Origin of the sequence: Flavobacterium amylolyticum, assembly GCF_048284335.1 — a bacterium.
Lineage (GTDB): Bacteria > Bacteroidota > Bacteroidia > Flavobacteriales > Flavobacteriaceae > Flavobacterium.
In genome coordinates this window covers 1040912-1066539 of sequence record NZ_JBLVPG010000002.1, presented here as the reverse complement: position 1 = coordinate 1066539, position 25628 = coordinate 1040912, and the positions used below count along the sequence as shown (strand labels likewise).

The window sequence follows — 25628 nt, the reverse complement described above, 5'->3', positions numbered from 1 at the left end:
AGACTATTAAAAAATAGAAGCTATTTAATACCAATTGCTTCATGACCTCTTATTAAAATCTTGTTTTTAGCTTCTATGTTTTCTTTGGTTTTACCCAAGACATTAATGATGTCAAATTTGGTATCACTCTTTCTTAAGTTATAAAATGTTTCTGAATTAGTGACTTCAACTGCTAAAATATAGTTCCGGTCTAATTTGAAAGTTTCAATATTATCTTTTATAAATGCTCCATTTATCATATATACGACATCATTACTTTTGATTTTGGTAAATTCAGATTTAATTAGATCCAAACTTATGAAATCATATTTCTTAGGGTTTTTGGAAGTAATGTACAGTTGGCCATGATATAAAACTTCATTTATTGTGGTGTCCTTTTTGATAACATTTACAGATTCTATTTCATTTTGGTCGATATAGGCAAGTGCATTTCTTGCAACTAAATTGGAATCAATAAATACTGCAGGTTCTTCAGCTTTGTTATTCCGTCCAAAAAATAAGGTAGTAAAAAGTAATATGATGAAGGTTATAATACATTTCATGTTTCAAGGGATAAAATAGTAATGATAAATAAATATACAAAAAAATCCTATTCGCCGCGGCAAACAGGATTTTTTTGATTTATAGTAGCGAGGCACTACAGTGCATCTTTATTCTTTACGATTTTTTATTTTTTCCGAAATTAAATTTCACTTTCTCCACTATTTGAACTTTTGGAGCTCCTTTTGAAAATTGTTTTTTGAACGGTTTCTTAGCCGCAGGCTTCGATTTTGAAGGACTTTCGTCACCTCTTGACTGCTCTTCGTCTCTTGGTTTTGCTTTGAATTCTGCTCTTTCAGAAGTTCCTTCTTTAACAGGAATTTGAGCTTTGTGTTTGGCTAAAACATCGTTTGGGTTTTTTGGATTTTCTTTCGTTCCACGCAAGTGAATTACTAATGCATTTAGGAAATTACGCAACACTTGGTCACCACATTCCATATAATTTTCATGTTTTTCATCACGAAAAAAAGCGCCCAATTCGGATTTAGTGATTCTAAAATCTACTAATTCTAATATTTCAACTATTTGATCGTCTCGCAACATTAATGCCACGCGAAGTTTTTTAAAGATATCGTTATTTGTCATCATATTCTAATTTTATACAAAGGTACGGTTAAAAAGTAATTGGACCACAATTTTAGATTTAGAATTGGTATTGGTTTAGAAGACGAATTATTTTATCCAAATCTTCTTTTTCGTGATTAGCAGTAATTACAATTCTATTTAAATCCTTAGCGTCTCTGTTTGGATATTTAAAATTAGTTACAATGATTTTATTAGCAATGAAAACAGCATTAATCCCTTCAATTCCTATGTAGATTAGTGGATAATTAGGATCAAAATGAATGGATGTATTTTTAATTAAATGAGTATCAATGTAGTTCAAATTGTCTTTTAATTTTTGATGCTGTTGTAAATAGAGCGCTGATGCATCAGCCATAGTTTGAACAAATGCAGGGTTCATGCCGGCACTGGACGCAAATGTATCAGAAGTCATTATTTGATTAATAAATTCGGAATCGCTGGCAATTAGACCACCAGTCAATCCGAAAGCTTTCCCTAAAGACGCCACCATGATTTTTCTTTTAATAGTAGGAAAATTGATTGTCGAATAAGTCCCAGATCCATTTGTGCCCAAAATTCCAAGCGAATGTGATTCGTCAATGATCACCGTAATTTCTTTATTAGACGGTATCGAATTCAGAATTGTAAGATCGATTGGTTTTACATGAAAAGAGGGAACCGAATCAGTTAGAATAGTGATTTTTTCAGTTGCAGCATCCAACAAACGCGGATTTAATTGGTTTCCAATATAAACAGGAAGACTTTTAGGTACTTTTATCGCAGTATGCGTATCTGGAAAATGAAAAAAGCAATCCGTTTCAGGTGTTACTGCTTCAATTACTAATTTACCCGCTAACATTCCTGAAGAAAGTGTAAGTGCAACCTCTGCTCTGATAAAATTGGCTAAAAAGCGTTCTCCGTTTTCATAAGCGGTTAGCTGAATGTTTGCATTTCTAGAACTTCCGTAAGCCGTTCCCCATTGCAAAATATTTTTGATAAGCAGTTTTTGAAATTCTGGATGTGTTGGTAAACCCAAATAAGCTGTTCCTCCAAAATAAAGATATTCTTCATTTTCGATTTCAATTATTCGATCTGGAAATTGGTTGACTTTCATTTAAAATTACATTAGAGTTACACCAGTTCCATTGATTTTAGAATAGTTTATTTTTCCAAAATCGATTGTTACGCCAGTTGCAATATCTTCTGCCAAAAGTAATGCGCCATCCATATCTACATAATCCAATTGGGGCAATAAATGGGCAATTGCAGATATTCCTACTGTCGATTCAGTCATACAGCCCACCATGGTTTTTAAACCTAATTTTTTAGCTTCCTGAATCATTCGTCTTCCAGGAGTTAATCCGCCACATTTTACTAATTTTATATTTACACCATGAAAATGCTCGTGGCATTTAGTGACATCTTCTTCTATGATACAACTTTCGTCCGCAATTATTGGTAAAACTGAATGTTTGAAAACTTCTTTGTGTCCTTCCCAATGGTCTGCTTTCATGGGTTGTTCCAGGAATTCTACCCCCAGTTTTTTTAGTTCAACAGCATTATTTATAGTTTCTTCCACGCCCCAACCACAATTAGCGTCGATTCTAAAAATAGCATTCGTGTGTTTTCGAAGTTCAGTTACAATGGCAATATCTTCTTTGGTTCCTAATTTTATTTTATAAATAGGCCAAGGCAATTCTTTCATTTTTTCAATCATTTTTTCAATGGAAGCAATTCCAATGGTATAATCGGTCAAGGGATTTTTATCGAGGGTATAATTCCACAATTCATATAATCTCTTTCCTTTTTTACGCGCGTAGAAATCATTGTATGCCATGTCCAAAGCGCACAATGCAAACATATCGTCTTTTAAAAAAGGATGTATTTTTGCCCAAAATTCTTCAGGTGCTTCATCTGTAGTGTTTTCAATTATAGTGCGAATTTTTTCTAAATCCTGCATCATCATAGGAACAGTTGTCTTGTAATACGGATTTGAGGTAGCTTCTCCAAAACCGGAGAACCCATCACACTGCAATTCCACAATCAAAGAAGGTTGAAAGTCTATGGATTCTCTCGAAATCGTGAAGGTGTGTTTTAATTTGAGGTTGTATTCTCTTAAGATTAGTTTCATTTGAATTTGATTTTGCACTTAAAATTAATGAGTTTCTTTAAAAGGGCGATTTAATAACCAAGCCATAAAATCGCTTTTGTAAAATTATCACGCCATAATTTTTCATTGTGTTGTCCGCCTTTTATAATTTTTTTTTCATTCAAATGAAGGCAGTAACATCTATTTGAATTTATTAAATATTCCATTTTGTTCAAATCCGAAACCATATCATCACTTTCATTATCTCCACATAGGAAATAGATTTTAGACTCTATCTTTTTGGATTTTTCAGTCAGATTGTAAATGTCTTTACTGTACCAGAACGAAGGTGAAAACACACCTGCTTTTCCAAATATTTCTGGGTATTTTAAGACTGCATAGTAAGAAGTAAGTCCGCCCAGAGAACTTCCCATGATAATAGTGTTTTTCTTTTTGCTTTTGGTTCTGTAGCTTTTATCAATTTGAGGTTTAAGAGTTTTTACGATAAATTCTAAATAATTATCCGCATTGCCTCCTCCGTATTTTTGATTTTTGTAGGGTGTTAACTCCTCAATTCGCTTATCATTACCATGTTCGATTCCTACGACAATAACTTGTGCTTTGAGGCTGTCCAATTTTTCATCCACATTCCATTCACCCGAATAGGATGTTTTAGCATCAAATAAATTTTGAGCATCATGCATGTAAATTACTGAAAATTTCTTTTTGGAGGTTAAATAATTTTCCGGTAAATAAATCCAGATTTTCTTGACGGTTTGTAGTTGTGGCGCTTCAATAGTAAATGTGGAAACTTGTTTTGAAGCAGTGCTTTCTCTTGGCTGTTTAGAGTCCTGAGCAGTTGTTTTTGTAAGTATAAAACAGCAGACGAGCAGTAGGAGCTGTGATCGAATCATTATTAGTTTTTGTGTTTTGATTTAAAAACAATATTTTAGCTAAAAATAATAATTTGATGAATACATTTGAAGAAAAGAGGAGCTTACTTATAGAGATGATTGCTTTTTCTACTGTAGATGGGCATTTGCATAAGAAAGAATATGAGTTTTTAGCAATTATAGCCAATGCGCTAAATTTCGAAATTGATGTTTTTAACGACTTTTTTCATCAAGAATTACCATCTCTACCTATTAAATCTGAATTTCAACGCGTACAGCAATTTTATAGATTGGCTTTATTGATGTATAGTGATGGAGTTTTACATAAAAAAGAAGCGCTTGCTATCCAACAAATTGCCATAGGAATGGGACTTAATCCTAGTGCCACGAAACGAATCCTTAAGTTGATGAACGAGGCACCCAATGCAATTATTGATCCGGAAGTTTTATTGCATGTTTTTCAAGAACAACATAATTAGGTCAATTGTTCTTGTAATCTTTTGATGTCATCCCTTAATTTTGCTGCTTGCATGAAGTCTAAATCTTTGGCGGCTTTTTCCATTGACTTACGTTTTTCTCGGATTATTTTTTCAATCTCAGGTTTTGACAAATATAAATTTTCAGTTTCGGCTGCAGTATTTAAAGCATACCCTAACTCATAATCAGCCAAAGGGTTTTTAGTAAAGGCGCTCTCAATTTTTTTATTTAAAGCTTGAGGTACTAAATTATTTAAAGTATTGTGATTGATTTGTTTGGTTCTTCGATAATTGGTTTCATCAATGGTTTTTTGCATGCTATTGGTAATTTTATCAGCATACATGATCGCTTTTCCATTCAGGTTTCTCGCAGCGCGACCAATTGTTTGCGTAAGCGAACGATGACTTCGTAAAAAACCTTCTTTGTCTGCATCCAGAATTGCCACTAAAGAAACTTCGGGTAAATCCAAACCTTCACGGAGTAAATTTACACCAATCAACACATCAAAAATTCCTTTTCGTAAATCTTGCATGATTTCGATACGTTCCAGTGTATCTACTTCAGAGTGAATATAACGGCACCGAATATTGACTTTTGTTAAATATTTGGCTAGCTCTTCTGCCATTCTTTTGGTTAAAGTGGTGACCAAAACACGTTCGTCAATTTCAGCCCGAACCTGAATTTCTTCAATCAGATCATCAATTTGGTTTAAACTAGGTCTGATTTCAATAATAGGATCTAATAATCCTGTAGGGCGAATTACTTGCTCCACAACTACACCCTCCGTTTTTTGTAATTCATAGTCCGCTGGTGTTGCTGAAACATAAATCACTTGGTTCTGCATGGCCTCAAATTCGTCAAACTTCAATGGGCGATTGTCCATAGCAGCAGGAAGACGGAAACCATATTCTACTAAATTTTCTTTTCGGCTTCTGTCTCCACCATACATAGCGCTTACCTGAGATAGTGTCACATGGCTTTCGTCTACTACCATTAAATAGTCTTTTGGGAAATAATCCAATAAGCAAAAAGGTCTTGTGCCTGGCAAACGCCCATCGAGGTAACGGGAGTAATTTTCAATTCCGGAACAATAGCCAAGTTCTCGAATCATTTCCAAGTCAAAATTGGTACGTTCTTCCAATCGTTTTGCTTCCAAATGTTTTCCTATTTCTTTGAAATAATCGACTTGTTTTACCAAATCTTGTTGAATTTCCCAAATGGCATTTTGTAAAACATCTGGAGACGTCACAAACATATTGGCGGGATAAATCGTCAGTTTTTCAAATTTTTCAATTACTAGAGAATTCTTTGTATCAAAACTTTCAATTTCTTCTATTTCATCTCCAAAAAAATGAACTCGATACGCTTCATCGGCATAACTGGGGTAAATATCTACGGTGTCGCCTTTTATTCTAAAACTTCCGGGATTAAAATCGGCTTCGGTTCTGGAATATAAACTTTGCACCAGTTGATGCAATAATTTGGTTCTGGAAATAATTTGTCCTTTCTCAATAGGAATTAAGTTTTTCTGAAATTCAATTGGATTTCCAATACCGTACAAACATGAAACCGATGCTACAACCAAAATATCTCTTCTTCCGGAAAGCAACGAGGCAGTGGTTGACATTCGCATTTTTTCGAGTTCTTCATTGATGGATAAATCCTTCTCAATAAAAACGCCAGTTACGGGCATAAACGCTTCGGGTTGGTAATAATCGTAATAAGAGACAAAATATTCCACGGCATTATTCGGGAAGAATTGTTTAAATTCCGAGTATAATTGTGCCGCCAACGTTTTGTTGTGTGCCAAAACTAGAGTTGGTCTTTGCACTTCTTGAATTACATTGGCCACGGTAAATGTCTTTCCGGATCCCGTAACTCCCAGTAAAGTTTGGAATTTTTCACCGTCAATAATCCCTTGCGTTAATTTTTCAATTGCAAGGGGTTGGTCGCCCTTAGGCTGGTAATCGGATACTACTTGGAAATTCATTGGTTTTAAGAGGCAAGATTTTAGAGTCACAAAGGTACAAAGTTTGGATTCTTTTTTACCAAAGAGTAAGCCAAAAAAAAAACCATCCTGTTGTAGCAGGATGGTTTTGATTATCTAAATTATTTTTAGAAGCTTAAATTCAATCGGGCAAAGACAAACCGACCGTTTTGACCAAATTGAGATACGTTTCTTGAATAAACGAATTGGTTAGCATTTGATAAATCGATTGTTGCTGGAGCAGCAGTATAATCGATAGCTCCAGATACTAATCGAGGTCTGATTGCCGTTTGTGTTCCAAGATTTAAATCTGGATAAATATCAAAAATATTATTAGCACCAATAACAATTTTTGCTGCATTGGTAATTTTGAAACCGACGGATAAATCAGTGATGATTTTTGCTCCCCAAATCGGGTGCTCAATTTCTACTGCTTGACCGTTTATTATAACCCCTTCAACTCTTCCGTCTCCATTTACGTCTGCAGTGTTCGGATCAGTAACTTTGCCAAAATAAACATTTCTCAAGAAGAAATCGAATTTTTTGTAGGTAATGGAATTGGTTAAATTAGCTTTTACTCTAGGAATTGCTTCTTGTAAGTACACTCTACTTGCTTCAGAATAATATCTGTTAATTTGGCCTGCAGCTTGTAATACTGGAGAGGCGTGAATTTCTCCAACTCTATAGGTTTTAGAAAATGTTCCTGATAAATCGGTTTTTAGCGATATGTTATTTCCAAAACTTGTTTTATGGCTTATTACAACATCAATTCCTTTGGATTCTGTGTCAATAGCATTTGCAAAGAAAGTTGCAGCAGTTGCTCCGGCAGTATCAAATAAGGCATTCAAAATTGCATTTGGTGATCCTGCTGCGGGAGTGCCACCAGGTCTTGAAAATTGATCCGTAAGCACTACTCTGTCGTCTATTTTTACAACATAAGCATCCGCTGTTAAGGTTAAATTAGCTTCAGGGATTTTGGCTGTAAAGCCAATACTGGCACTTTGAGATTCTTCTTGTTTCAATTTTGGAATTCCTAGTAATTGTGCTGCTTGCGAATCATTACTGAACGTTCCTACTTCAAAGGGCACACCACCTACAAATTGTGTAGCAGTTGAATTAAAGTAGATTTGGTGTAAAGATGGTGCTCTAAATCCTGTAGAAATAGCGCCGCGTAAATTGATATTATCTGTTAATTTATAACGAGTTGCTACTTTAAAATTTGTTGTGTTTCCAAAATCGGAATAGTTCTCAAAACGAATTGCTCCATTAACTAACCATTTGTCAGTAAGATCTAATTCTAAATCAGTATATACGGCTACGCTGTTTCGGTCTTTATCGATTGCATTTGCAGGTCTGAAACCTGGAAATACCTGAGAACCACCTGGTCTTGCAGCTCCAAAAAAGTCAGTTACTCTTATATTTGCAGCTGTAGTTCCTGTTACTACACCACCATTTATATCATATTGATTGTACGAATTAGACTCACCTGCATTTATTGAAAAGTTTTCATGACGGTATTCCGCTCCAAAAGCGACATTCAGTCCTTTTAGCACATCAAATTTTTTATTCATGTCAAAATTAGTTGTGTTTTGGGCGAAAGCCAAACCACCCGCATCAAATTCTGTAGGAGAATTTTCTCTTAAAGAGGCATTTACTGTATTTTCAACACCGTAATCAAAAGCATTTCTTCCAAAAGTGTTGCTTAAGTCAAAATTCCAATTTTCGAATATAAGGCCTCTAATACCTGCGGCAACAGAGACGTCATTGATTGTAGAGTGTATTTCCGGTAAAAAACCATTTGGATACAAACCGGTATATGATCTGGCTTGATTAGGTCTTCTGTAAAAACCTGCAGCTTCTCCATTTCTATAACTAGTCCCACCAAAAGCATACGCTTCTAATTTATCATTTATTGGATAAGCAGCATTCAAAAAGAATTGGGCACTTTTCAAGGAAGATTGTCCCACTCTCATATTAAAGTCTTTTCTTTCAAGACTTCTATACGCTAATTCTCCTGCTGTAGCATCGAAGTTCAATGCAGTTTGCATTTGTGAGATGTTTGCAGCACCAGTTATAGCAGTTTGTTGCGCCGTTGTAAAATAACCTACTTGTGGAGCATATTGTTTTATTGTGGTAAGTATTTGAGTTGTATTTGGAGTATTATTTATGTTTCCAAACAAGGCATTGATATTTGTTCCAGCTTCGGCAGCTCTTTGTTCTACAGCATTATACGCATTGAATAAGTTTCCTGTCACGTCTTTTGCTCTGCTTGTAGCATCTCTGAGTTGAAAACTAGCCGTTGCATTGATAAAGCTTTTCTCTTTTCCAAGACTCGTTCCGTAATTTAAGTCTAATTGGTAATTTCCGCCATCAATTCCACCATCGTGGTCATTAGCTCCTTTAGAAAGGTTACCTCCTCCAAAGAGGTTTACTTCTAATTTGTTAGTATTTTTTTTAACATTAATATTGATTACTCCAGCAATGGCATCTGAACCATATTGTGCAGAAGCGCCATCTCGCAATACTTCAATTTTTTCAATGGCAAATGCAGGAATTGCATTCAAATCGGTTCCTACAGACCCCCTACCTGGAGATCCATTAATGTTGACTAATGAAGAAGTATGTCTTCTTTTTCCATTTATTAAAACCAATACTTGATCGGGTCCTAAACCTCTTAATTGTGCGGGATCAATATGATCTGTTCCGTCAGCAACAGTTTGCGTGTTTGATGTAAACGAAGGCGCAACCATGTTTAAGATTTGATTTAAGTTGACTTGTGCACCTTGAGAAGCAATTTCTTTCATACTTATCACATCTATAGGTACTGCTGATTCTGTTACAGTTCTAGTAGGATTACGAGAACCAATAATAACAACGTCTTGTAACGTTTCACCACTGCCAATTAAAGTAATATTTAGTACACTTGTTGTAACAGAAACGTTTTTGGTTTCTAGACCCACATACGAAAATTGCAAAACAGCTCCGATTTTTGCACTGATCGTATACTTTCCATCGCTATCGGTTGTAGTTCCTTTTGTAGTTCCTTTAACGAGGATTGTGGTACCGGGTAAAGTAGCTTTTGTTTCGTCAGTTACAACCCCTGATACTTTAATTTCCTGAGCGGATAGGCCTGCAGTTAAAATTAGGGTTAGAATAAGTAAAATTTTTTTCATTTTGGTTATTTAAGATTATGGATGCTAAATTACTACTAAAACAACGTTAATTTTAATTTTATTAATACGAATAATTCGAATTTAATGAATTGTTTATATTTCTGCTTTTTTTTACAACAATGATAATTAATATGATTTTTTTTAAAATGGAATAGTGTTTAAATAGTGTTGAAATTTAAAATACTCATACGTTTAAAATTCCCATTTCTTTTGTTGTGCTTTGCTCAAAAAAGTCCAAGCGACTATTCGGCTTATTTTTTGACCTTGAGCCATATCAATGGTTTTAATTTCTACAGCACTCACTTTATTTAGGGTTTTGTAAAGACTAGAAAGATTTTCTTTTTTAGAAATCAAAGTAGTAAACCATAAACATTGCATCGGATATTTAGCACTTTCATAAATCATTTGAGTGACAAAACTCAGTTCGCCGCCTTCGCACCATAATTCAGCATTGTGGCCTCCAAAATTTAAAACAGGTTTTGTGGTTTTCGTATTCTCTAAATTGTTTATTTTTCTAACAGTACTTTTTGTGGCTTCATCCTGTGAAGCATGAAAAGGGGGATTGCAAATGGTGAACGTAAATTTATCTTCAGGAGTAATTATATTTTTAAAAATAAAACGGGATTCTGTTTGTTGCTGTAAACTGATAGCATCAATCAGTTTTGGATTTTTTTCAATGATTGTGCTGCAATTTTCGATTGCTTTTAAATCGATGTCTGTACCCACAAAACTCCATCCGTAGGCTGAATTACCAATTATAGGATAAATACAATTGGCACCCACACCAATATCTAAGCCTTGAACCGTTTCGCCTTTCGGAATAATTCCGTTGTTACTGGAAGCTAGTAAATCAGCTAGATAATGAATATAATCAGCTCTTCCGGGAATTGGTGGACAAAGATAATTTTTGGGAATGTCCCAGTTTTGAATGTCATAATGCAACAGCAATAAAGCTTTGTTAAGCGCTTTTACAGCATCAGGATTGTTAAATTCAATTGTTTCGATTTCATGCTCATTAATAGAAACAAAAGGCTTCAATTCAGGAGATTTTGCTATTAATTGCTCAAAATTATATCCAAATCGGTCAAGATTTCTCGGATGTAAATTAGTCTTTTCGGGAATCGTTTTCGGTTTCATTTTCTATATTTCGATGCAAATATAGGTATAACTATTTACTTAGGGCGTAAAGGGGAATTTCATACAATAATGGAATGAAAAAAAATCATAAAAGGGGAAAAGTGTAGATTTATTGTAACATAAAATCGGTTATATTTATAAAAAAATGAATTGAATGGCTTTTATATTCACCAGATTTAAATTTAAAAAAAGATATATTGTTTATACTTTTGTCGCTTTCTATATTCTCTTGTGTCAATCTTGTATGACCATGCGATTTTCTAATGCGGAAACAACACAATTTTTTGCTGCCTCTCGGACAGCATTTCAGGACAAAACAATAAGTTTTGACGGCTATAAAATACATTATGTCGAAACGGGTAATATTCAAAATCCAACATTGTTTTTTGTACACGGTTCACCTGGAAGCTGGAATGCCTTCAAAGAATATCTTAAAGACACTTTATTGTTGCAAAAATACCGAATGATTGCGATTGACCGACCGGGTTTTGGGTACAGTGATTTTGGTAATGCTCAAAATTTGAAGGTGCAATCCGAAAGGATATCAGAATTTATATTGAAAATGGCAAATAACAAACCTGTAATTTTAGTGGGACATTCCATTGGAGGTCCAGTTGTAGCTAAGTTAGCTGTGGATCACCCGTCATGGTATTCAAGACTGGTTATACTCGCGGGAGCATTAGATCCAAAAGCAGAAAAACCAGAGAAATGGAGAACTGTTATTAAAGTCCCGCCATTGCGGTATTTGATTCCCGGTGCTTTACGTCCTTCTAATGATGAATTATGGTGGTTGAAACACGATTTAATCAATTTGGAGTCGGACCTCAAAAAAATTACTTGTGATGTGACTATAATTCATGGGACCAAAGATGCTTTGGTACCGTATAGCAATGTAGCATTTATGAAAAAAAAGTTTGTTAATGCAAAATCAATGGATACGATAACTATCAAAAAAGCGAATCATTTTATCCCTTGGAGTCATTATGAAATTGTGAGAAATGCATTGTTGAATTTAAAATAATACTAATCCACGCATTCCATCATTAATAAATCTCCTTCTTCGTGTGCTATAGTTACAATACCATCTTTGATAACGTGATTGCTACTTCCAGTTCTGTACCCCATAGTAAGATTATCATCTTTTAACGGATAGAATAAATTATCGGAATGAATTCCTGTAACGTGACCAATAGGTATTAATGAAATAGGAGTGTTTGCGGGGTACCATTTTTCAAATTTCTTGGGTAATAAAAAAACTTTTGAATGATCGTCCAGAATTACAATTTTAAGTAGATTTCTATACCGTGTGATATTGGTAAGATTGGTAATCGTATGATCGGCTCTTCGTCCAGTAGCCCAAACGACATTTACGGCGGGAATCTTTCTTTCGATTAAATAGTCAAAAGCTTTTTCTAAATCGGTTTTATTTTGGTCCGGCGTATGAATGATTTCAATTGGATATTGAGCTATTTTATAGATTTCAGGATCAAATCCTCTGTCGAAATCTCCAAGAAGCACATCGACTTTGATGTCTAGTTTCATGACGCGAACCATAGCAGAATCTAATACAACAACGAGCGGAGACCATTCTAGTAATTGGCCCAATAGTTCTGGATGACAGGAAGCGCCGTTGGCAATGATTAATGCAGGCTCTTGGTCGTCCCGAACGATATGATGTGATGACATAGTTACTTATTTGTTTCGAATACAAATGTAGTTATTCAATAGTGTAATTTCTAATATCGACTTGACTAAGGGAGAAATAGCCCAATGGATAATTAGCCGCGTCAGTAGTATTGATGATGTTTCCTCTTACGGTTGCAGGCGGAGATTGAAACGGTCCACCTCCATTATTTCCAGCAATACTTACTAAAACGCTCATATAGTTGTAGTATGCTTTAGAAATCCCAAAGTGGCTTACTTCAATTTTATCGTCTTTTTTTAAGTCATCATTTTGCGAGATACTAAAGAATTCGTTCCCGTTAAAAAACTCATCTTGGTCTACATAATAGTTTGATTTCACTTGGTTCGAATACACATATTTGTAGAGGTAAAAATTAGCTTCACTTGCTGGATCTTGATAAAATGTTTTAATCTCTATGTTCTTCCCTATAAAACCACCTTGGTTATTTTGTACAATTTTTGTTATTGGTGCAACGGGTTTCAACACTTCTGAAGCGATGTAGGTACTGCCGTTGCTAATAACATGTAAAGTGTATATTTCATTTATTATCGGAATAAATGCATTGCATACATACTCCCCTGTATTGGCAACTTCTGTGAAATTAAAGACCGTATTAGTACTGTTCTTAATATAAATAGTTGCATTAGAAACTTTTGGAATTTCAGTACTGTAAAAACCGGTAGTAGTGGTCAGTTTTATTTTTTGTTGATTTCCTGAAGTTCCTTTTTTCCAGTTGATAGCTGCTTGAATAACTAGTTTAGGCGGAGCATTATCCAGATCTACTTCAATTACATCTTCGCAAGCACTGTTTAGAATAGCAATAATAATTATTAGGTAAAGTGTTATTTTCTTCATGATTTTGCTTTTATTTCGGGGTCTTAATAAATTCTTATTTTTAAAATTTGAAATTATAACTTACCGCTGGAACAACACCAAATATCGAAGTTTTTACAGCTTCATTACTTCCTGTTTCTATATTCTGTCTGAAATTGATAGAAGCGGCATTTTTTCGATTGTAAAGATTATAGATACTAAATACCCATTCGCCTTTCCATTGTCTGTCTTTGTTGCTTTTGGGAGTCAATGTTGCGGCAATATCAAGGTGATGGTAAGCTGGAAGACGATTTTCGTTTCTCAATCCATAACTCGGTACATTGATTCCTAAGTATTCATATTGTCCAACAGGATACGTTACCGGTTGACCAGTTTGCAGTGCAAAATTAGCTCCAAAAGACCATTTTTCATTCAAATTGTAGGAAGTGGTTATGGCAATATTATGCAGTTTGTCATATACTGAATTGTACCATTGGCTGTTGTTGATTCCAGTTTCTATTGGTGTTCTTCCAGGAGTTTTTTGCTCTGATTTTGATAATGTATACGATATCCATCCGTTAAATCTACCTTCATTTTTTCGGAACATGATTTCTAAACCATAGGATCTTAATTGACCGTTCAGGATTATTTGTTCAATGGCTTTATTGGCAATCAAATCAGCGCCGTCAATATAATCCAATCGGTTTTGCACTTCTTTATAATAGGTTTCTACTTCAAGGGAGTATACACCTTCTTTAAAGTTTTTAAAATAACCCAATGCCACTTGATCGGCAATTTGTGGTTTGATAAAACTATCGCTTGGCGTCCAGACATCGAGCGGAGTAGGCGATGAGGTGTTTGAAATGAGTTGTAAATACTGCACCATTCTGTTGTAACTCGCTTTTATAGATTGGTCATCGTTGATTTGATACGCCAATGAAAACCGCGGTTCTAAATAATTATAGCTTTTCATTACTTGGTTTCTGTCGTAAAACTGGGTGCCAATTGGAGTTGCTTTTTCATAAATCTGTAAGTCCGAATTGAACGTTACAGGATTGTTATCTTGATAAATGTTTACAGTAGATTGTCCTAAGCGGTAAAACATGCTGTACCTAAGTCCGTAGGATAGCGCTATTTTCTTGGAGATTTCGTGATCTGCATTGATATAAAGGGCAGATTCAAGAGCATATTTTTTATCTAATTGATCAAAATTGATTCCAGAATCCGCATCAGATGGTTTTATGGTTCCTGGGTTGAACTCGTAATAAATTCCGTTTACCCCGTAATTCAATTTGAATTTATCAGAAATGTATTTCTTAAAATCGTACTTGATATTGTAGTTTTTAATACCAGAATCCCATTTGAATCCTATAAAATCCAAATCCAGACCATAATAAAAATCACTGTAAATCAACGATAAATTCGAAAACAATTTTTCGGAAAATAAGTGATTCCAACGCAGGTTTACCGTAGCATTTCCATAAATGTTAGTAAAGCTTTTGTTGAGACTGAAAACGTCTCGACCAAAATAGCCAGACAAGTAAAGACTATTGTTCGAATCCAATTTATAACTCAATTTAGTATTTAAGTCATAAAAATAAGCAGAATTATTTTTTTGTTCTGGGGATAGCTTTAAAAATAAATGAGCGTAGGAACTTCTCCCGCCAATAAGGAAGGAACCTTTGTCTTTTATCAACGGTCCTTCGGCCAAAATACGGCTGGAAATCAATCCAATTCCTCCATTGACATGAAATTCTTTACTATTACCGTCTTTTTGATAAATGTCTAAAACCGAAGAAGCTCTCCCGCCAAAACGAGCGGGGATTCCGCCTTTGTATAATTTCAAATCTTTGATTGCATCCGGATTGAAAACGGAGAAAAACCCAAAAACATGGGAAGAGTTAAAAATAGTAGCTTCATCTAATAAAATTAAATTTTGATCCGCGCCTCCACCACGAACATTAAAGCCTGATGCCCCTTCGCCAGCATTAGTTACCCCGGGAAGCAATAAAATAGATTTTAAAATATCGACTTCACCCAGTACAACAGGCATTTTTTTGATGGCTGAAATAGAGAGTTTGTTGACACTCATTTCTGGTTTTCTAATGTCTATTCTGGTTTTATTATCATTAATAATAACTTCTTTTAGGACCGTTTCATTGCTGGATAACTTGAAATTATTTTTTATATTTTGGTTTAAAATAATTGACTCTGAAATGTTTTGATATCCTAGTGAAGTTATCTGAACCGTATAATTTCCCTTAGGTAATGTAATGGAATAAAATCCGTATTCATTGGTTGTTACGCCCGTTTTTAATTGGGGTATAATAACGTTGACTCCTATTAAAGTTTCATTACTATTAGCATCAATAATAATCCCACTTAAGGTAAATTTTTCTTGAGCGAAAGACGAAATAGTAGCTAATAATACAACTAAAAAGGTAGTGATTTTCTTTGGAGTCATTGTTTAAATTTTATCGAAATGAAGAACTGCAAATTACATTAAATAGAATTTCAATTGGTGTATAACAGATGTTAAGGTATTGCTAATATAAAAAAAAGACAACTGTTTCCAGTTGTCTTTTCAATAGTATTACTAAAATTATAATGTAGTTAATTAAGCGATTTTTGCTAATATAGTATTGAAAGTTTCGCTTGGACGCATTGCTTTACTTGTTACTTCAGGATTCGGTTGGTAATGACCACCAATATCTTGTGGTTTTCCTTGTGCTGCAATTAACTCCGTATTGATTTTGGCTTCGTTTGCTGCAAATTCTGCTGCAATAGGAGTAAAGATAGTTTTCAACGCGGCTTCTTTATCTTGCGCTGCTAAGGCTTCTGCCCAATACATAGCCAAATAAAAATGAGAACCGCGATTGTCAATTCCGCCTAGTTTACGTGCTGGTGATTTATCAGTTGCCAAGAATTTCTCCGTAGCGACATCAAGAGTTTCCGCTAAAACAATTGCTTTAGAATTGTTTAACGTTTGTCCTAAATGCTCTAATGAAGCACCTAAAGCCAAGAACTCACCAAGGGAATCCCAACGCAAGTATCCTTCTGCCGTAAACTGCTCTACGTGTTTTGGAGCTGATCCACCGGCACCAGTCTCAAACAAACCGCCACCATTCATTAATGGAACAATAGAGAGCATTTTTGCGGATGTTCCCACTTCTAAAATGGGGAATAAATCCGTTAAATAATCACGTAATACGTTTCCTGTTACAGAAATAGTATCTAATCCTTTGATGATTCTTTCTAAGGTAAAGTTTGTTGCATCTATAGGATTCAGTATTTGAATGTCTAAACCTGTAGTATCGTGATCTTTTAAATATTTTGTAACTTTTGTGATTAGTTCTCTATCGTGCGCTCTGTTATTATCCAACCAAAAAATAGCTGGAGTGTTAGATAAACGGGCTCTGTTTACCGCTAATTTAACCCAGTCTTGAATCGGAGCATCTTTTGCCTGACACATTCTGAAAATGTCTTTAGCTTCAACGGCTTGTTCCATCAAAACGTTTCCATTAGTGTCAACAACACGTACCACTCCGTCAGCAGTCATTTGGAATGTTTTGTCATGTGAGCCGTACTCTTCTGCTTTTTGTGCCATCAAACCTACGTTAGGCACACTTCCCATTGTAGTTGGGTCAAAAGCGCCATGTTTTTTACAAAAATCAATTGTCGCTGTATAAACACCGGCATAACATCTGTCTGGTATCATGGCTACGGTATCTTGTTGTTGTCCGTCTTTATTGAACATCTGTCCTGAGGTACGAATCATGGCCGGCATAGAAGCATCCACAATCACATCTGATGGAACATGAAGATTGGTAATTCCTTTTTCAGAATTTACCATAGCTAATGCTGGCCCGTTTGTAATTGCTTGGTTTAATGCCGCTTCCACTTCAGCCTGCATTGGTTTTCCTGCGATTTTTGCATACACATCACCTAAACCGTTTCTGGTATCAATATTCAATTCATCAAATAAGGCAGCGTATTTTTCGAAAACAGCTGCGAAATAAACTTCTACGATAGCTCCAAAAATAATTGGATCCGAAACTTTCATCATTGTAGCTTTCAGGTGAACCGAAAGTAAAACGTTTAATTTTTTTGCCTCTGTAATTGTTTTGGCTACGAAGGTTTTTAAAGCGTTTAGGTTCAGTACTGAACTGTCGATTATTTCACCTACTTTTAATGGAGTACTTGCTTTTAGGACAGTAGCGGAACCATCTTTAGCAACGAATTCGATTTTTACATCAGTGGCATCGGCAAGAGTAAGTGATTTTTCACTTCCGTAAAAATCACCACTTTCCATAGAAGCTACATGTGTTTTTGAGTCAGCAGACCATGCACCCATGGCGTGTGGGTTAGCTTTAGCGTAATTTTTTACTGCTTTTGGAGCTCTACGATCCGAGTTTCCTTCGCGTAAAACAGGATTCACCGCTGAGCCTAATATTTTAGAGTATTTAGCTTTGATGGTTGTCTCCGCTTCGTTTTTTGGTTCCTCAGGGAAGTTTGGTATACTATATCCATGAGATTGTAATTCAGCAATAGCTGCTTTTAATTGAGGAACAGATGCCGAAACATTTGGTAATTTTATGATGTTAGCTTCTGGAGTTGTCGCTAATTGCCCAAGTTCTAATAAAGCATCTCCTGTCTTTTGATCTTCTGTCAAAAACTCCGAAAAGTTTGCTAAAATTCTTCCGGCTAAAGAAATGTCTCTAGTTTCAATTTCAATGTCAGAAGTTGCTGTAAATGCTTGTACAATAGGTAAAAATGAATACGTTGCCAATAAAGGCGCTTCATCAGTAAGGGTGTAAAAAATTTTTGATTTCTGTGTCATTTTTTTATTTTTATAATCGAATCACGTTAAATGTAGCTTATATAAGGGATTTCACTTAAAATAAGGCGGACAAATATATGAAAATCAGATGTAATAGAAGGTGGATTTCATGTAGAAAAACACGATTTTTATGATTACCAACTTGTTATTCTTATATTGTCAGTTTTATAGATCCATTAATCCTAAATTAGGAATTTATAAGGAAAATAGTAACCAAAAAAAAAGTCCCAACAGAGTTGGAACTTTTATAGTAAAGAGACAGTATACTATCTTCTTTTGTCTTTAATTTTAGCTTTTTTACCAGTAAGTTCTCTGAAGTAGAAAATTCTAGCTCTACGTACAGCACCTTTCTTATTGATTTCAATTTTTTGTAATGCTGGAAGATTAACGGGGAAGATACGCTCAACTCCAACTGCTCCTGACATTTTACGAATAGTAAAAGTTTCTGTATTAGCAGAACCTCTTCTTTGTATAACTACTCCTTTAAAAAACTGTGTTCTAGTTTTTTCACCCTCTCTAATTTCGTAGTAAACAGTGATAGTGTCTCCAGCTGCAAAAACTGGGAATTCTTTTCTTGTTACGAATTCGTCTTGAACGAATTTCATTAAATCTGCCATGATATTTTTTAATTATGGGTTGTATTAAAGCAACATTCGCGGATTTCGCCAGAGGTTAATCTAATGTGGGTGCAAAAGTAAATAAATATTTTGAATTATAAATTATAAATTTTGAATTATTTGAATCCTTACACTGAGGTGGTTAAGATAAATACAATAGTAAACTAGATTTTACTCCTCCAGCAAATCCGGTCTTCTATTCTTCGTATGTTCATACGCCATATCTTCCCTCCATTTGTCAATTTTGGCAAAATTTCCACTGGTCAGTACCTCAGGAACTTTCCATCCGTTATAATCTGCGGGGCGTGTGTATATGGGGCCTGAAAGTAATCCATCTTGGAAACTATCTGTCAATGCGGAGGTTTCATCACTTAATACTCCTGGGATCAATCTAATCAATGCGTCGGATAATACCAAAGCTCCTAATTCACCACCACTCAATACATAATCGCCAATCGATATTTCTTTAGTGATAAAGTGATCGCGCACGCGTTGGTCTACACCTTTATAATGGCCGCAAAGGATAATAATATTTTCATACATTGACATGGTATTCGCCATTTTCTGGTTTAGTGTTTCCCCGTCTGGCGACATATAAATGATTTCGTCGTAAGTTCTTTCACTTTTCAAATGGGTAATACAGGCGTCAATAGGTTGTACCGTCATGACCATTCCAGCGCCACCACCATACGGATAATCATCGACGCTTTTCTGCCTGTTGGTCGTGTAATCCCGTAGATTGTGAAAATGAACTTCTACTAAACCTTTGTCGATGGCACGTTTCATAATCGAGGCCTCAAAAGGACTTCGCAATAATTCTGGTAGAACAGTAACAATATCAATACGCATAATTTCTTTTCTAAGTTTTAATCCCGGGGATTTGGTAGCAAAGGTACAAAGTTGCCGCGTTTTTCAAATAACCAAATTGAGGATTAAACTCTTTTTAGGAACAAATTTGGCCTATTGACCTAATTGCGGGTATTGGTTGTAGAAATTTATTCATTGCGTCGTATTTCATAGTATGCTTTTTTGAACTACTTTTATGTTTCAAAATAAACCATTCAATTTATGCAAATTTTTTCTAAAATAATCGTTGCCAGTTCCTTGTTTTTAGTTGCTTCTTTACAAACTGAAACACTCTGTGCACAAAACAAATCCGTTAAGATGACGAATCCTCTTTTACAAAAAAGTACGTTGCAGTATCAAGCGCCACCTTTTAATTTAATTAAAGACGAACATTTTAAACCTGCTTTTGAATATGGTTTAAAAATTCACGATCAAGAAATTGAAAAAATTGCAAACAACCCTGGAAAGCCAACTTTTCAAAACACAGTGCTAGCTTTAGAAACCAGTGGAGTGGATTTAAACAGAGCAACGGGCGTTTTTTATAATCTAACAGGGTCAAATACGAATCCGACATTGCAAAATATTGAGGAGCAGTATGCGCCACTTTTTTCAGCACACAACGATAAAATTTATCTGAATAGTAAGTTATACAATCGCTTCAAAGCATTAAAAATTGCTGCTTTAAAGGGAGAAGACAAAAAATTGACACAATATTATTTGCAACAATTTGAATTGGCCGGTGCAAATTTGTCTGCTGGGGATAAAGATAAAATGAAAAAAATCAATGAGGAATTGGCAAGTTTGAGTACACTCTTTGGAAATAAATTATTGATAGCCCGAAAAAATGGAGCCATTTTATTTGACAATGTAAATGATTTAGCCGGGTTGAGTACGAATGAAATTGCCGCTGCAAAAGTAAAAGCTACTGAAGCAGGCCAAGATGGAAAGTATTTAATAGGATTGTTGAATACGACACAGCAACCCGTATTGCAAAGTCTTACAAATAGAGCTTCAAGAGAAAAAATATTCAAAGCATCTTGGAATCGTGCCGAAAAAAATGATGATGGTGATACTCGTGAAGTAATAGAACGAATGGCAAGATTGCGTTTGCAAAAAGCAAATTTAATGGGGAAGAAAAGTTTTGCAGAATGGAAATTGCAAGACCAAATGGCACAGTCACCTGCGCCAGCGATGGCCTTATTAGCAAAAATTGCAAGGCCTGCTGTTGCAAAAGCAAAATTAGAGGCCAAAGAAATTCAAGATTTGATTGATTCGCAAAACGGAGGATTTAAAGTAGAACCTTGGGATTGGGATTTTTATTCTGAACAAGTGCGTAAAGCAAAGTATGATTTAGACGAAAGTCAAATAAAACCGTATTTCGAAATTGGTACTGTTTTAGAAAAAGGAGTATTTTTCGCAGCACAACAAATGTATGGTATCACGTTTAAAGAAAGGAATGATTTGCCGGTCTATCATCCAGATGTAAAAGTGTATGAAGTATATGATAATGACGGAAAATCAATTGCGATATATTATTTAGATTTTTACACCCGAGACAATAAAAACGGTGGTGCTTGGATGAGTAATTTTGTGAATCAGTCCCATTACCTAAAACAAAAACCAGTTATTGTCAATGTATATAATTTCTCAAAACCAGCCGGAGGAAATCCATCCTTAATTAGTTTTGATGATGTAACCACACTGTTTCATGAGTTTGGACATACTTTACACGGATTGTTTGCAAACCAGCAGTATGTAACGCTTTCAGGGACCTCTGTACCGCGTGATTATGTGGAGTTTCCTTCCCAAATCAATGAGCATGCGGCATTGGATCCTTTGGTTTTAAAGAACTATGCAATACATTATCAAACCAAACAAGCTATTCCTCAAGAGTTAATTGATAAAATTAAAAAAGCCGATACCTTTAATAAAGGATACGTAGTAACGGAGCTTTTAGCAGCGGCAACGCTAGATATGGCTTGGCATAGTGTAGAAAAGGAATCTGATTTCAAACCGACTTTAGTTTTCGAAAAAGAGGCATTGCAAAAATACGGATTGTTGGTCAATGAGGTGCCAACGAGGTACCACACGCCTTATTTTGCTCACATTTGGGGTGGAGGCTATTCAGCAGGATATTATGCGTACACGTGGTCAAAAACATTAGATTATAATGCTTTTGACTGGATGCAGGCCAATGGTGGTATGACAAGAGCTAATTGTGAGCGTTTTAGAAAATACATTTTATCAGTGGGTAATAGTGTCGATTTAAACAAAGCCTTCAGAGATTTCATCGGACATGATATGGAAATTGAACCGTATTTGAGAAACGCAGGTTTATTAGTGAAATAATAAAATTTTGATATAAATAAAAAAATGACATTCATAGGGATGTCATTTTTTTTTGGAGCTATTTCCAGCTTTACACTATATCTTTTCTTGCTTAAAGAAAGTAAGAAAAGGATGCCGCTTCAATCTGGGCTAGCGTTTTTACAACCATTATAATCTGTTACATGATAGATATGTATAATTATCTGTTTTAAAGCAGATTTTCATAATTATCTGCTTTAAAACAGATATATTTGTATGGTTGTAAACAAAAAAATATGGAAGCAATTATTACGGGAGATATTATTCAGTCTCGAAAAACAGAAGTTGAGGTATGGATTACGGCATTAAAAGAAATATTAGGAAATTATGGTACTACACCATTGGATTGGGAATTGTACAGAGGCGATAGTTTTCAAATAATCACAACTCCACAAAACGTACTTTTTTTGAGTGTCATTATCAAAGCCGGGATGAAAAAAATTAATAATATAGATGTTCGTATGGGACTTGGTATAGGAGAACTGGAATACCGCGCTGAAAAAGTAACGGAATCCAACGGCACAGCTTTTATAAACTCAGGAACATGTTTTGATAGTTTGAAAAAACAAACAGTAGCAATCAAAACACCTTGGAGAGATTTTGATGAAACCATAAATGTGATGCTTGATTTAGCCACATTTACCATGGATAAATGGTCCGAAAAAACAGCTGAAATAATGCTTCTAAAATTACAAAGCCCAGAATTAAATCAAAAAGAAATAGCAACACATCTCAACAAAAAAGGACAAGGAAATATAAGTGAAGGATTAAAAAGAGGTGGTTACGAGGAGATAAATAAAGTATTAGAGTATTATCAGAAAAAAATAAAGCAACTATGTTAGTACTGGCATCTAAATTTTTATTAGCGCACCTAATTGGTGATTTTTTGCTCCAACCAGACAGTTGGGTAAAAGCAAAGTATGAAGGTCAAAGAATATCAAAATACTTTTATTATCATATTGGTATACATGCTATAGTGCTCCTGCTGGTGATGCAATTTGAATTCAAATATTGGTTTGGCATGCTGTGGATTCTTATTTCCCATTTTATTTTTGATATAGGAAAAATGCACTTTCAAAACAAAAAAAATGCGATTCCATTATTTTTTGTAGATCAGTTACTACATCTGGTTGCTATTGCTGCAGCACTATATTATTATGAACCGTTTACGATTGACTCAGCAATAGTAACAAGCCCAAAAGGAGTGTTGCTATTGGTAGCCTTGCTATTAGTTACTCAAGTCACGGCTGTAGTACTAAAAGTACTTTTGTCCAGCTTTAAAATGGCGGATAGTGAGCCAAACAAAGCGGGTAAATACATTGGTATGATAGAAAGAGTTTTTATTTTTTCTTTTGTTTTAATGAATTATTGGGAAGGCATTGGCTTTTTGTTGGCGGCAAAATCGATATTCCGTTTTGGGGATTTAAATAACGCGAAAGACCGTAGCCTTACAGAATATGTTTTAATAGGAACCTTATTGAGTTTTGGGATAGCAATACTAATTAGTCAAGTATATACACATATAATTATAGGATTATGATAAGAATCAACGAATCTCGCAGTTCCCTTTTTTAAAATTAATTTCGTAAATTTGTCTTTCAATAAAAATTAAACAAAAATGGAAAACGGAATATATGCTAAATTCAACACCACTAAAGGTGCTATTTTAGTAAAACTAGCACACGATTTAACTCCAGGAACAGTGGGGAATTTCGTAGGATTAGCGGAAGGTAACTTAGAAAATAAAGTAAAACCACAAGGGGTTAAATTTTATGACGGATTAAAATTTCACAGAGTAATTCCTAACTTCATGATTCAAGGTGGTTGTCCTCAAGGAACAGGAACTGGTGACCCGGGGTATAAATTTGATGATGAATTTCATCCAAGTTTAAAACACGATCGCCCGGGAGTTTTGGCAATGGCCAATTCAGGACCTGGAACAAACGGATCACAATTCTACATAACACACATCCCAACAGATTGGTTGGATAACAAACACACCGTTTTTGGTCATGTGGTAGAAGGTCAGGATATTGTAGATGCTGTAGAGCAAGGAGATGTTCTAGAGTCTTTAGAAATTATCAGAGAAGGGGAAGAGGCTAAAAATTGGAATGCAATTGAAGCTTTTATTACGTTCAAAGGATCTCGTAACAAGCGTGATGCGGCTTTAAAAGCGGATGTTGAAGCAGCTATGGAAAAACTTGCTGCCGGTTTTGAAAAAACAGAAAGCGGATTGCGTTACCAATTCATTCAAAGAGGTGAAGGTAAAAAAGCAGAAAGCGGAAAAACGGTTGCAGTACATTATGAAGGTTCATTAGAAAACGGAAAAGTTTTTGATTCGTCTTATCCAAGAAAAAAACCAATTGAATTTAGATTGGGTGAAGGTCAGGTTATCGAGGGTTGGGATGAAGGAATTGCATTGTTGCGAGTAGGTGACAAAGCACGTTTCGTAATTCCATCAGATTTAGGATACGGATCACGTGGTGCAGGAGGTGCAATTCCACCTAACGCTACGCTGATTTTTGACGTAGAATTAATGGAAGTGAAATAGTTTGAACTATTTATTCCTATAAAATTAAAAAATCCCAAAATTATTAAGTTTTGGGATTTTTTTATGCATTAAAATAGGGTAAGAGTTATATGTAAATAGAATTTAGTATTATTTTATGTATTTAAAAAAGCAATTAAATCCTTGTTTAATTTGTTTTTTTCAATATAAAATAGACCATGTGGTGCGCCTTCATATACTATAAATTTATTGTCAGGTATTAATTTTGTCGCTACCTCAGCAGTAATTTCGATAGGGACAGTTTTGTCTTCATCACCATGAATTATTAAGGTTGGAACGTTTACAGAGGCCATTTCTCCTCGGAAATCAGTTGATGAAAACGACTTCGCGCATTCTAAAGTAGCCCTTGGAGAGGCTAAAGAACCCAGCATTTTGTAATAATCCAACAAAGGGGTGCTTAAGGGTTTACTGATAAAGCTCACACCGAAAAATGTTTTTCCAAAACTATCTAGAAAGCCTATTCGATCCTCTTTGATTTGCTCTGCCATGGCATCGTATTTTTCTTGAGGAACACCATTTGGATTAGAATCAGTTTGTAATTGAAACGGGGTAATCGAAGCTATAAGAACTGCTTTAGAAACCCCTTTACCAGCATGACGACTGAAATAGCGGACTACTTCTCCACCGCCCATTGAAAATCCTACAAGCGTAACGTCTTTGAGATCCAATTGATCAATAATAGCTTTTAAATCATCTGATAACGTGTCGTAATCATATCCATTCCAAGGTTGTGAAGATTTACCAAAACCACGACGGTCATAAGCAATTACTCTAAAATTATTTTGTACTAAAGTCTCAATTTGGTACTCCCACATCTCATTTGATAACGGCCAACCATGTATTAGAATTACTGGTTTTCCCTGACCATAATCTTTTACATATAATTTTACATTTGGAGCTGTTTCTATATACATATCGACATCATTTCTTACACCATAGTGGTTGTCTTCTTTATACGATTCGGTATTGCTGTTTTCATTTATGTCCATAATATTTCCTATTTACGAGTTGAATTTAGTATTCATCAATTGT

21 protein-coding genes are annotated in these 25628 nt (G+C 35.0%); 6 read left to right on the top strand and 15 right to left on the bottom strand.

Going from position 1 to position 25628, the window contains the following annotated elements; genetic code table 11:
* Positions 1-20: 20 nt before the first annotated feature.
* The 5 genes from ACNQF9_RS10795 to ACNQF9_RS10775 form a co-directional block, all read right to left on the bottom strand.
* Positions 21-542 carry a hypothetical protein gene (locus ACNQF9_RS10795; RefSeq protein ID WP_417959417.1) on the bottom strand — a complete coding sequence of 174 codons (522 nt, stop codon included), beginning with the start codon at positions 540-542 and terminating at the stop codon, positions 21-23.
* Positions 543-657: 115 nt separating this feature from the next.
* Positions 658-1125 carry a DUF1456 family protein gene (locus tag ACNQF9_RS10790; RefSeq protein ID WP_417960382.1) on the bottom strand — a complete coding sequence of 156 codons (468 nt, stop codon included), beginning with the start codon at positions 1123-1125 and terminating at the stop codon, positions 658-660.
* Between the two features lie 58 nt (positions 1126-1183).
* Positions 1184-2218: an aminotransferase class I/II-fold pyridoxal phosphate-dependent enzyme gene (locus tag ACNQF9_RS10785; protein WP_417959418.1), complete on the bottom strand. Its 1035-nt coding sequence runs from the start codon at positions 2216-2218 to the stop codon at positions 1184-1186.
* Positions 2219-2224: 6 nt separating this feature from the next.
* A complete protein-coding gene (locus ACNQF9_RS10780) occupies positions 2225-3235 on the bottom strand; it encodes a dipeptide epimerase (protein ID WP_417959419.1) in 1011 nt (336 codons plus the stop codon).
* Positions 3236-3285: 50 nt separating this feature from the next.
* Positions 3286-4107 carry an alpha/beta hydrolase gene (locus ACNQF9_RS10775; protein ID WP_417959420.1) on the bottom strand — a complete coding sequence of 274 codons (822 nt, stop codon included), beginning with the start codon at positions 4105-4107 and terminating at the stop codon, positions 3286-3288.
* Between the two features lie 56 nt (positions 4108-4163).
* Here ACNQF9_RS10775 and ACNQF9_RS10770 point away from each other — a divergent pair, with 56 nt between their 5' ends.
* On the top strand, positions 4164-4565 hold the full coding sequence (locus tag ACNQF9_RS10770; RefSeq protein WP_417959421.1) for an excinuclease ABC subunit B: 402 nt from the start codon (positions 4164-4166) through the stop codon (positions 4563-4565).
* On the opposite strand, the gene uvrB is transcribed toward ACNQF9_RS10770, so the two are convergent.
* The 3 genes from uvrB to rlmF form a co-directional block, all read right to left on the bottom strand.
* Complete coding sequence (gene uvrB, locus ACNQF9_RS10765; RefSeq protein WP_417990210.1) at positions 4562-6553, bottom strand: excinuclease ABC subunit UvrB; 1992 nt, start codon at positions 6551-6553, stop codon at positions 4562-4564. The genes ACNQF9_RS10770 and uvrB overlap by 4 nt on opposite strands.
* Before the next feature lie 125 nt (positions 6554-6678).
* A complete protein-coding gene (locus ACNQF9_RS10760) occupies positions 6679-9723 on the bottom strand; it encodes a TonB-dependent receptor (protein WP_417990209.1) in 3045 nt (1014 codons plus the stop codon).
* Between the two features lie 192 nt (positions 9724-9915).
* Positions 9916-10860 carry a 23S rRNA (adenine(1618)-N(6))-methyltransferase RlmF gene (gene rlmF / locus ACNQF9_RS10755; protein ID WP_417990208.1) on the bottom strand — a complete coding sequence of 315 codons (945 nt, stop codon included), beginning with the start codon at positions 10858-10860 and terminating at the stop codon, positions 9916-9918.
* A gap of 154 nt (positions 10861-11014) precedes the next feature.
* Between rlmF and ACNQF9_RS10750 the strand changes: the two genes are divergently transcribed.
* Positions 11015-11881 (top strand): alpha/beta fold hydrolase, encoded by an 867-nt coding sequence (locus ACNQF9_RS10750; protein WP_417990207.1) that lies wholly within the window; start codon positions 11015-11017, stop codon positions 11879-11881.
* A 2-nt stretch (positions 11882-11883) separates the two neighbouring features.
* Here the strand turns inward: ACNQF9_RS10750 and ACNQF9_RS10745 are convergent, their stop codons facing one another.
* From ACNQF9_RS10745 to trmD, 6 genes are all read right to left on the bottom strand, one after another.
* Positions 11884-12546, bottom strand: a complete 663-nt coding sequence (locus ACNQF9_RS10745; RefSeq protein ID WP_417990206.1) for a thiamine diphosphokinase — start codon at positions 12544-12546, stop codon at positions 11884-11886.
* Between the two features lie 31 nt (positions 12547-12577).
* Entirely contained in the window at positions 12578-13399 is an 822-nt protein-coding gene (locus ACNQF9_RS10740; RefSeq protein WP_417990205.1) for a DUF4249 domain-containing protein, read from the bottom strand.
* A 40-nt stretch (positions 13400-13439) separates the two neighbouring features.
* Positions 13440-15821: a TonB-dependent receptor gene (locus ACNQF9_RS10735; protein ID WP_417990204.1), complete on the bottom strand. Its 2382-nt coding sequence runs from the start codon at positions 15819-15821 to the stop codon at positions 13440-13442.
* Positions 15822-15974: 153 nt separating this feature from the next.
* Positions 15975-18197, bottom strand: a complete 2223-nt coding sequence (locus tag ACNQF9_RS10730; RefSeq protein WP_417959429.1) for an NADP-dependent isocitrate dehydrogenase — start codon at positions 18195-18197, stop codon at positions 15975-15977.
* A 266-nt stretch (positions 18198-18463) separates the two neighbouring features.
* Positions 18464-18814 carry a 50S ribosomal protein L19 gene (gene rplS / locus ACNQF9_RS10725; RefSeq protein ID WP_073207643.1) on the bottom strand — a complete coding sequence of 117 codons (351 nt, stop codon included), beginning with the start codon at positions 18812-18814 and terminating at the stop codon, positions 18464-18466.
* Positions 18815-18985: 171 nt separating this feature from the next.
* On the bottom strand, positions 18986-19663 hold the full coding sequence (gene trmD / locus ACNQF9_RS10720; protein ID WP_074723946.1) for a tRNA (guanosine(37)-N1)-methyltransferase TrmD: 678 nt from the start codon (positions 19661-19663) through the stop codon (positions 18986-18988).
* Between the two features lie 219 nt (positions 19664-19882).
* On the opposite strand from trmD, the gene ACNQF9_RS10715 reads away from it, so the two are divergent.
* From ACNQF9_RS10715 to ACNQF9_RS10700, 4 genes are all read left to right on the top strand, one after another.
* Positions 19883-22009 carry a M3 family metallopeptidase gene (locus ACNQF9_RS10715; RefSeq protein WP_417959430.1) on the top strand — a complete coding sequence of 709 codons (2127 nt, stop codon included), beginning with the start codon at positions 19883-19885 and terminating at the stop codon, positions 22007-22009.
* Positions 22010-22263: 254 nt separating this feature from the next.
* On the top strand, positions 22264-22869 hold the full coding sequence (locus tag ACNQF9_RS10710) for a SatD family protein (protein WP_417959431.1): 606 nt from the start codon (positions 22264-22266) through the stop codon (positions 22867-22869).
* Positions 22863-23567: a DUF3307 domain-containing protein gene (locus ACNQF9_RS10705; protein WP_417959432.1), complete on the top strand. Its 705-nt coding sequence runs from the start codon at positions 22863-22865 to the stop codon at positions 23565-23567. The genes ACNQF9_RS10710 and ACNQF9_RS10705 overlap by 7 nt, the downstream gene beginning before the upstream one ends.
* Positions 23568-23645: 78 nt before the next feature.
* Positions 23646-24578 (top strand): peptidylprolyl isomerase, encoded by a 933-nt coding sequence (locus ACNQF9_RS10700; protein WP_417959433.1) that lies wholly within the window; start codon positions 23646-23648, stop codon positions 24576-24578.
* A gap of 113 nt (positions 24579-24691) precedes the next feature.
* On the opposite strand, the gene ACNQF9_RS10695 is transcribed toward ACNQF9_RS10700, so the two are convergent.
* Positions 24692-25585, bottom strand: a complete 894-nt coding sequence (locus ACNQF9_RS10695) for an alpha/beta fold hydrolase (protein WP_417959435.1) — start codon at positions 25583-25585, stop codon at positions 24692-24694.
* Positions 25586-25628: the final 43 nt, after the last annotated feature.